Genomic DNA, 9,593 nt, shown 5'->3' with positions numbered 1-9,593 from the left:
TGGCGGATTACATCGATGCGGATCCACTCGCAGGAACATCACAAGCGGCTGGCATCCACATAGAGGGCCCCTTCCTTTCGCATGCCAAGCGTGGCATGCATTCCGCGGAGCATCTGCTACTGCCTTCGCCGGAGCTTCTGAACCGGCTTTGGGAGGCTGCACGCGGCAACATTCGGCTGATGACGATTGCACCTGAGTTGCCCGGGGCTCTTGAGACAATCAAACATGCAACGGCTCTGGGTATCCGTTCCTCGATGGGACATTCGATGGCTACGCAGGCGGAGGCGATCGCAGGCATAAAGAGCGGCATTGTCTCTGCGACACACACGTTTAATGCACTGCGCGCATTTAATCATCGCGAGCCCGGCATCCTCGGAGTTGCTCTCGATCAGGAAGATCTGTATGCAGATCTGATCTGCGATGGCTATCACGTTGCTCCGGAGGCGGTGCGCTTATGGTTAAAGGCGAAGGGGCCAGAGCGTGCAATATTGATCACGGACTGCCTATCGGCTGCCGGCAGGCCGAACGGTAAATACATGACAGGTGAAACTGTCGTGCATGTCGAGGGAGACGTATGTCGAACAGATACGGGAGTGCTGGCCGGCAGCGTAATCACTCTCGACCGAGCCGTAGCCAACCTTAGGAAGACTGCTCGTGCGGAGTTGCATTCAGCTGTTCGGTTGGCGTCCATAAACCCCTCAAAAATGCTTGGCCTTCCAGAGCTTCTCGCACCAGGCGCTCTTGCGGATTTTAACGTCTACGATGCAGATGGAATTAGACGAGAGTGCTTTATCCGCGGATCGTTGGTCGCATGACACTTCAATCAAATGAATTCATTTCTGTCGGGCAACGTTGCAAATGATCGCATGAGTCCTTAGAAGTCGGCTTTTGCGTCGGGAATCCGGGAGCAAAGGTCAATCCGGCATTCCCCGATGCTGCGGCGTTTCCCAGGACTAAACTGATCACAGGTCGTAAATTTCCACGGCGTCGTTGATTTAGGGAACGAACGCCATTTGTTTTCCTACTTGACACGGCATTTCATTCGATGCGGCCGCGGCCACGACTAGAATGGCAGGTTCGACGCATATGGGCATGGACCGTTCAGCCGGCGAATCTTTCTGGTGCGAACGAAATGTAGCGTACTGCGTTCTACTCCTCTGCGCCGTCGTAGTTCTAATTCTGCATTTCTGGTTCATGTCATCCAACTCGGCGACGATTGATGAGCTGGTCCACGTGGAATCGGGTTACCGCTACTGGCAATGCGGCGATTACGGGGTGAGTCCTGAGAATCCGCCCCTTGCGAAGCTTGTTGCGGCTTTTCCCGTGCGGCATTGGGAGCTCGGCGGTTTTGCGGGTCCTTGCGGATCGCAAGTGACGCCGTCGCGTGGTCCCGATTATGGGGTGGCAATCGGATGGCTGATGTCACCAAGCGGGCCTGCCCTTCTTTGGAAGGCGCGTGCAGCAATGGCCTTATTCGCGCTTGCGTTGCTTGCCCTTACCTTTTTTTCTGCCGTGTCCTTTTTCGGTTATCGCGTGGCGACGGTCGCGGCGATTCTACTGGCGTTTGAGCCGACTCTGATCGCCCATGGATCGCTGGCGACCAATGATGTCGCATTTGCCACGTGCATGTTGGCTGCGATTTGGGCTGCATACGAATTTGCTATCAAGCCGACGCCTCTGCGCGTGCTATTCCTTGGGCTCGCAATGGGCCTGGCGCTCGATTCTAAATTCCTGGCACTCAGTATCCCGTGGGTGGCCCTGATCGTCATCTTATTGCCGCAGTTGCGCGGCGGATTCGCGTGGCGCGAGCTGCTGTCCCGGTGCGGAGGGTGGATCAGCGCCTGTGTCGTGGCATGGGCTGTGATCTGGGCCTCATACGGGTTTCGGTATACGGCTCTGCCACATGCAACAAAAGCAAGCTACGATTTTACCCAGATCTTCGTGTCAGCAGGTCTGGCAGACTCGTTCTGGCCGAAGTTGAGCTGGTTCCTGGCGAATCATCATCTGCTGCCGGAAGCTTACATCGCAGGGCTTGCCACGTTGAAGACGTTCGACGCGAGCGCAGCGTATTTTTTCGGCGATGTGTATCCGGAAGGAGTCTGGTATTACTATCCGGTCGCTCTTCTCATCAAGCTCACAATTCCTGTGCTCGTGCTGGCTCTTATAGCCGTAACGAGCCGGCTGCTGTGGCGCAGCAATCGATTGGCGATGCTGACGCTGGTTATCTCCGCCTTGGCTTGTTTGGCAACGGTGATGGCAGGTCGAGTGAACATGGGAGTTCGCCACGCTCTCCCCATCTATCCAGTGCTGGTGCTGCTCGCCGCGGCGGGATGTGTGGCGTTGTTGAGCCGGTCGCGTGTAGCCGCTGCCATTGGCATTGCGCTGGTTGGATTTCACGTGCTGTCGTCGCTACACTCCGCCCCGCAGCAGCTCTCCTACGCGAATGAGCTGGCCGGCGGTCCAACGCATCTCTATAGATACCTTGATGATTCGAATCTGGACTGGGGCCAGTCGGACGCCGCAATCGACAACTATGTCCGTTCGCATCCGGGCAACTGCGCGATAGCGTGGTTTGCTCCACATCGATCTAATCCACCGTGCCTCAGCTTGCCAAGCACACCGCAGGATTTATTCGGCAGTCAGGGCATACCTCCCCTGTTACCAGAGAGCTTTAGCGGCAGGATTATCCTGCAGCCGACTGCGGTGTTCTGGACAGATGCTTACCTTTCGCTCCTAAGACGTAAGCCCGATGAAACGTTTGCTAACGGCAGCGTTCTGGTTTACCACGGAACTTTCGATTTGCATACGCTCGCCGCCGTGCGGCGAATGAATCGGGGTATTTGGATGATGTTCTTCGCACACGATCCGGAACACGCGGCTGTGGAATTTGCCGCCGCCGAGGGAAACGTACCGACTATAAACCGGCCAGCTTATGAGAATCTCTATGGTACGGTCTTGATGCAATTGCATCGTCCTGCAGAGGCGAAACTGCACTTTCAGAGGGTGCTGGAACTCACTAAAGACCACGCAGGTTTCCGTGTGGATCGTGACAATGCCATGAAGGCTCTTAACAATATGTAGGAGAAACGCTGCGCGAGCTAGCATCACGCGCGCCCCAGTGGTTTCGAGCTAGGAGAACGCGCTCGTATTCGACGAAGTCATCCGTCCCTCATGGTCGGTATCGGAGAAGAAATCTCGCTGGATTAGGACCCACAAGTCGGCTAGGGGCCAATAATCTGGAAGTGTCGCATCGCGGAATGCTGCGGCGTTTGTCGTTACCTATCGAACTAGTGAGGAAGCAGTCCCATCTCAGAACGTGAGATGCTGCTGGAAGAACGGCAGCACATCAGTCATCACGCGCCTGGCGGCACTCAGTCACTCCACTCCCGTTTTACTCTTCGGCTTCGTGCACAATCCCGTACTCATTCGGCTTATGCTTGAGCGCTGGATGAGCACACACTGTTTCGGTTAGGACCGCTGCGCGTCCAATCAAACTTGAAGTCACGAAGAGACTTCAGATTACTTGCATACAGCCCAGAACGCGCAGCATGACCCACGTAGCGACGAGGTTTGGCTGCAATCTGTACGCGGCTGCGAAATAATGGACTGAATGCAGAAGACGCAAAATAGACCTGCTGTCGGGATAGACTTTGGCACCACTAATAGCTCCATAGCGCTCGCGACGGGTGATTCGCAGGTACAATTCGCCTCGTTTCCCACCAGCGGTGGGAACACTTTGTCTTTCCGATCGGTTCTCTACCTGGAACAGGTGAGAAAGGCGGAAGGGGCGCCGAGAACGCACTCGAGCACTGGACCGACCGCCATCGAACGTTATCTTGAGGCTGAGGAGAAGGGCCGCCTCATCCAGTCGCTCAAGTCATATCTCCCGAGTCGTACGCTCACCGGAACGGAAGTCTTCGGCCGCCGCTACATGCTCGAGGACTTGGTCTCCCGCATACTTTCTGATCTACGCGGGCATGCGGAACGGCAATTCGGTACGCCCATCCGCCACGCCTTGGTGGGACGTCCAGTGCGCTTTGTCGGGGCAGAGACAGAGGAGGACGACGCTTATGCCGTCGCGCGGCTGCGCGATGCCTTTACGATTGCCGGATTTGAAAGTGTCGATTTTGAAATGGAGCCCGTCGCCGCCGCATACTCTTACGAATCTACACTCGACCACGATGAGCTAATCCTCATCGGCGACTTCGGCGGAGGGACCAGCGATTTCTCTCTGCTTCAGGTGGGTCCGGGGGTGCGTCGGCGCGGACGCACTCCGCAGGACCTGCTTGGCAACAGCGGCGTGGGACTTGCCGGCGACGCCTTCGATGCGCGGATCGTTCGTAAACTCGTCTCCCCCGCGCTTGGAGCGGACTCCCATGCACGCTCGCTGAACAAGATTTTGCCCGCCGTTCCGGCGTGGATTTATGCCAACCTCGAACGCTGGCATTACCTTTCCTTCCTGCGTACTCGTAGTGTAATGGAGATATTGAAGAGTGCCCGTATGCGGGCTCTTGAGCCGGAAAAAATCGAAGCTCTCATCGCCCTCATCGAGGACGACCTTGGCTACCAACTTCACCAGGCGGTCCAGCGAGTGAAATGCGAACTATCGCGCTACCCATCCGCGGAATTCTGCTTTCGCGATGGCAGTTTGAACCTGCACATTTCTGTCACGCGTAGCGAGTTTGAAGCCTGGATTGCGGATGAGTTGCGCGCCATTGAGCGTTGCATCGACTCCCTCCTCGAGTCTTCGGGCGTCGGTTCGCGCGAAGTGGACCGCGTTTTTCTCACCGGTGGAAGTTCCTTCGTGCCGGCGGTCCGCCGCATGTTCGCGACTCGTTTTGGGGAGGATCGTATTCGAAGCGGCGGTGAATTCACCTCGGTCGCACACGGTCTTGCGCTCCGCGCGGAGGAGGTGCTGATGAATGTGTCCTGTCCGGCAGGGACACCGCTAGCGAGTAGTACAAACCTGTAATAGGCAGCGCACGGAGATGCAATTAAGCTCGGAATGAGAGTTACTGAAATCACTAAAGACGACATACCCTCGCTGCATCCAGAGGATGGCAAGCGAAGGATACGAAATAGGAAGGTTATGGAGACGGAACACGAAAACAGCGTGGGGACTGAAACTGAAGGAACACACCAAAGCCCCATCGATCCACTGCGCCGCAAAATGCTCATCGGGGGCACCGCAGCCATGGCCTTGATGGGATTGTCAACGTCTGCTTCGGCAGCCTCACCCGAACCTGCAAATGCGCCCAGTTCACGTCAGAACAACCACGGAGAACGTCAGATGAATACCATTACGACCAAGGACGGCACCACAATCTATTTCAAAGACTGGGGCACCGGGCAGCCGGTGGTGTTTTCGCACGGCTGGCCGTTGAATGCAGATGCTTGGGATGCACAAATGCTGTTCGTGGGCCAGCACGGATATCGCGTCATCGCGCATGATCGGCGTGGCCATGGCCGATCCAGCCAGCCATGGAACGGGAATGACATGGACACCTACGCTGATGATCTTGCGCTTATCGAAGCACTCGATCTCAAAAACGTCACTCTTGTCGGTCACTCCACTGGAGGAGGCGAAGTAGCACGCTATATCGGACGACACGGCTCGAAGCGAGTGGCCAAGGCTGTACTTATTGGCGCGGTACCACCTATCATGCTCAAGACCGAAAATAACCCTGGCGGTCTTCCCATGTCCGTCTTCGATCAGATCCGTGCCAGTGTTGTTGCAGACCGTTCACAGTTCTTTAAGGATCTGAGCATTCCCTTTTATGGTTACAACAAGCCTAATGCAAAGGTCTCCCAGGGAGTGCAAGAAGCGTTCTGGCGACAAGGAATGCAAACCTCGATCGTGGGAGCCTACGAGTGCATCAAAGCGTTCTCGGAGACAGACTTTACCGAAGACCTCAAAAAGATCGACGTGCCAACGCTGATCCTGCACGGGGACGCAGACCAAATTGTGCCAATAGCTGATTCGGCACTCTTGTCCGCAAAACTTGTTAGGAACTCGACGCTAAAGATAATTCCGGGAGGCTCGCACGGCATGTGTACGACTCTTGCGGACCAAATCAACGGCGACCTGCTCTCTTTTCTTCAGTCCTGAAACCAAAACCTGGCCGAGGACTCCTTTACTCCGCCACAGAGCGCCGTTCAAGCGGCGCTCTGGCCAAGGCCACCGCGAAATCAGTCTTCCTTTTCGATGTGCAGGGCTCGGTGGCCAAATCGACATTCGCCGGTCTACTTTGGCTCCTCTATCCAGCTCCGGGAACGTGGCTGATTGCAACCAGCAAGGGGCATGGAGAAGTGGAAACCGCTACGCGCTTCCCACGCATTATAAAAGGGCGCTCTTTCGAGTAAGCTGCGGTTGCTGTGCACCCTGTCATTTCTATTGAGCACCAACAAGAACACGGACATGCCATGCCATGCCAATGAGCTGAAGGACATTGTTTGTTGAAGTTACATCCAAGTCCAGCAATCATACGAAGCTTATGGTCTTCCTTGTCATAGGATCTCGGTGCTAGGTTTACGCCGACATATTGGAACTTATCCAAATCGACATTACCCAGTTGGTATACGAAACCGCCGCCAATGTTCTGTGGCTTTGATCCTTTATGTACAGCCTGACAGATGATGTTGGCGATCTGATCTCTCTCACCTTCTGTGTGATAAGCGGCTTGATCGGATCCTTCGCGAGAGCGAGCGGCCGCGCCTCCAGGACGCCGCCTTCATTCTTTTCTCCGCTCGACATTCTCGCTGCGTTATGATGCTGTATCAAAATAAAGGGATTTCGCTGCATCCCTGGCCGATCCCCCTGTCGTCTCCGTTCCTGACCGCGGTCCGCGGAGGTTGCCTTGGATTACTTAGATCCGAAGGAGCGATTGAAGGAGCCGGCATCGCGACGAGAGCGCGAAACCGTCGAACAGTTGTTCGCGGCAGCATTGGAGCTGGCGCCGGAGGAGAGGACCGTATTCCTCAAGCGGGCCTGCCGCGACTCTCCCGACCTTGAACCCATTGTCCGCGAGATGCTCGACCGGGAAGAACGGATGGGAAGCTTCCTGGAGCAGCCGCTGTTCGAGGCCCGAACGGCGCAGTTTGCGCCTTGCGAGGACGCCATAGCGCGCGGAGCAACCGGGCCGCGATGGAAGGTAGGGGACGTCCTTAACGACCGCTTTGTGATTGTGCGTTACATCGCCCGGGGTGGTATGGGCGAAGTGTACGAGGTGGAGGACCGCCGGCTGCAGGGTGTGCATGTCGGCCTGAAAACTCTTCTGTCGCAGTCGGAGGAAGACCCGGCGATGCAGAAGCGCTTTGAGCGCGAGATTCTGCATGCGCGCGAGGTCGTGCACCCGAACCTGTGTCCGCTCTACGACATCTATCAGACCGAAGAGCGCGGGCGGTCCATTACATTTCTGACGATGAAGTTGCTCAGCGGGGAGACCCTCGCGAGCCGGATCGCAAAGCAGGGGCCGCTCGATCTACCGGAGACCACGGCCATCATTCGACAGGTGGGCGACGCGCTGGCAGCGGTGCACGACGCAGGCATTCTGCATCGAGACATCAAGGCCGGCAACATCATGCTGGATGGTTACGGAGTTGAGGTGCGCGTCTGCCTAATGGACTTCGGCCTGGCGCACGCCTACCAGGCGGGAGCGTCGATGGTCTCGACCATAGGGTTCGCCGGCACACCAGCGTATATGGCTCCGGAACTCTTTCGCGGAGAGCAACCGTCGACCTCGACCGATGTCTTTGCGATTGGCGTAGTCGCCTACCAGATGCTGATTGGTCACGTGCCCCGCTTCACTCCGGGTAACGAACTCGAGACGGGATCGGATGTTGCGTTCGATAAACTTCCGGCGGAGTGGAAGACCTTCATCCGGGGCTGCGTTGAGCCTGATTCCAAGCGCCGGTTTGCGAGTGTTCGAGATGCGCTGGCGGTGCTGCAACTCCGCAAAGCCCTCGACGACTCGTCCGCGCAGGACCAAAGCCAGTACATCGAGACCGTCTCAAAGCGCGGCTACCGCTTCATTGCCAACGTCACAGACGTGTTCCAGCTAGAAGCTTCATTAGGCGGACCGCGAGAGGCCGGGGCCGAGAGTGTTGTGCCAAGCGTCCCGAAAACGTGGTGGCAGAGACGTTCAGTGTGGATTGCCCTGACCGCAGTAGTGATATTGCTGGTCGGTATCGGCGCTTTCTGGCGGAACTATGCCCTCCACCATCCCCCAGTTGAAATACACTCCCTCGCAGTCCTTCCCCTGGAGAACCTCTCCGGCGATTCCGAGCAGGAGTACTTCGCCGATGGAATGACGGAGCAGCTGATTACCGCGCTGGCCCAGATTCGCAGTCTGCGGGTCATCTCACGCACGTCTGCGATGCGCTACAAAGGAACGAAGGAGCCTATGCGCCAGATTGCGCGCGACCTGGGTGTAGAGTGGGTGATCGAAGGAACCGTGCTGCGGGCTGGAAACCGTGTGAGCATCACGGCGCAATTGATCGACACCAGAACCGATTCGCACGTATGGTCGCGCTCGTTTCAGCGCGATCTGAGCGACGTGCTCTTACTGCAGAGCGATGTCGCGCGAACGGTTGCCGATGAACTGAATGTACAGCTCAGCAGCGAAGAGAAGGTCCGCCTGCATCCCACCCGGAAGATTGACCCGGAGGCATACAACGACTTCCTCATCGCAATGCATGTTGGCGCTAATGAGGGTGCAGACAGGGCGATTCCTTACATTGAACGCGCCATCAAGAAAGATCCAAGCTTTGCCCAGGCATATGCAGAATTGGCAGTGGGCTATGATTTCACTTCTTACTTTCAGGAAAAGCCTTTCACCGATCGGGGATTGGCCGCAGCCAAGAAAGCCCTTGAGCTGGACCCCAACCTTGGGGATGCCCACATTGCAATGGCTCTCTGCCATCTCTATCGAGAGTGGAATTGGACTGCAGCAGAAGCAGAATTGCGTCGCGCTGACGAACTCGATCCTAGCGCAGGGAATGAATACGGAGAGTTTCTAAGATTGATGGGCCGCTGGGATGCGGCTATTGGCGAGGTCCGTCGCTCATTGCGGGTTGATCCCACGAATTCGCAGGTCAACGACACGATGCTGGATATCCTCATCTCCGCCAACCGATATGACGAAGCTCTTGAGCAGTTTCAAAGAAACATGGTTCTCAATCCTCCTTGTTGTAACTTGGCCTATTTGCGCCTCGGTGAGCTCTATGAAAGCCACGGGAAAGAAAAAGAGGCCTTGGACGCATATTTCAAGGCTCGGATCGCACGTGGAGCTACAGATAAAGAGCTGGAACCGCTGCGCCGCGCCGCCGCCGCAGGCGGGCTCAAAGGGTATCTTCGGGAGGTCCTCCGCCAGCAGGAAGCGAGCAAGGGCCCTTTACCCCCTGTAGCCCTTGCGAAAATGTATAACCGGCTAGGAGAAAAGGAAAAGGCAATCGAAGCGCTTGAAAAAGCCTACGAGCAGCATTCGCCGCGCCTGGTTGACCTTCGTTCCAATGTCTTTCTGACATCTCTCCACTCGGATCCACGTGTCCAGGCCTTTCTCCAGAAGATGCATTTTCCTAACTGAATAGAACCT

General features: G+C 56.4%; 5 protein-coding genes. All 5 read left to right on the top strand.

Going from position 1 to position 9,593, the window contains the following annotated elements:
• A partial coding sequence (locus Q363_RS28250) for an N-acetylglucosamine-6-phosphate deacetylase (protein ID WP_051979455.1) occupies window positions 1-815 on the top strand: 815 nt, incomplete at its 5' end.
• A 379-nt stretch (window positions 816-1,194) separates the two neighbouring features.
• On the top strand, window positions 1,195-3,081 hold the full coding sequence (locus tag Q363_RS28245) for a glycosyltransferase family 39 protein (RefSeq protein WP_169747166.1): 1,887 nt from the start codon (window positions 1,195-1,197) through the stop codon (window positions 3,079-3,081).
• 655 nt (window positions 3,082-3,736) lie between these two features.
• Window positions 3,737-4,972, top strand: coding sequence for an Hsp70 family protein (locus Q363_RS28240; protein WP_245632529.1), 1,236 nt, complete (start codon window positions 3,737-3,739; stop codon window positions 4,970-4,972).
• Between the two features lie 318 nt (window positions 4,973-5,290).
• Complete coding sequence (locus Q363_RS28235) at window positions 5,291-6,109, top strand: alpha/beta fold hydrolase (RefSeq protein ID WP_035357325.1); 819 nt, start codon at window positions 5,291-5,293, stop codon at window positions 6,107-6,109.
• A gap of 748 nt (window positions 6,110-6,857) precedes the next feature.
• The gene (locus Q363_RS28225; RefSeq protein WP_157467740.1) at window positions 6,858-9,584 is read left to right on the top strand and encodes a protein kinase domain-containing protein; all 2,727 of its coding nucleotides are present in this window, start codon (window positions 6,858-6,860) and stop codon (window positions 9,582-9,584) included.
• Window positions 9,585-9,593: the final 9 nt, after the last annotated feature.

This window comes from Edaphobacter aggregans DSM 19364 (assembly GCF_000745965.1).
GTDB classification, from domain to species: Bacteria; Acidobacteriota; Terriglobia; order Terriglobales; family Acidobacteriaceae; genus Edaphobacter; species Edaphobacter aggregans.
The sequence above is the reverse complement of the archived record's forward strand: the minus strand, read 5'-3'. Positions and strand labels throughout refer to the sequence as shown.

Coding starts and splice junctions, on each gene's coding strand:
- Q363_RS28245 (WP_169747166.1), top strand. CDS start 1,195: ATGTCATCCAACTCGGCGACGATTGATGAGCTGGTCCACGTGGAATCG.
- Q363_RS28235 (WP_035357325.1), top strand. CDS start 5,291: ATGAATACCATTACGACCAAGGACGGCACCACAATCTATTTCAAAGAC.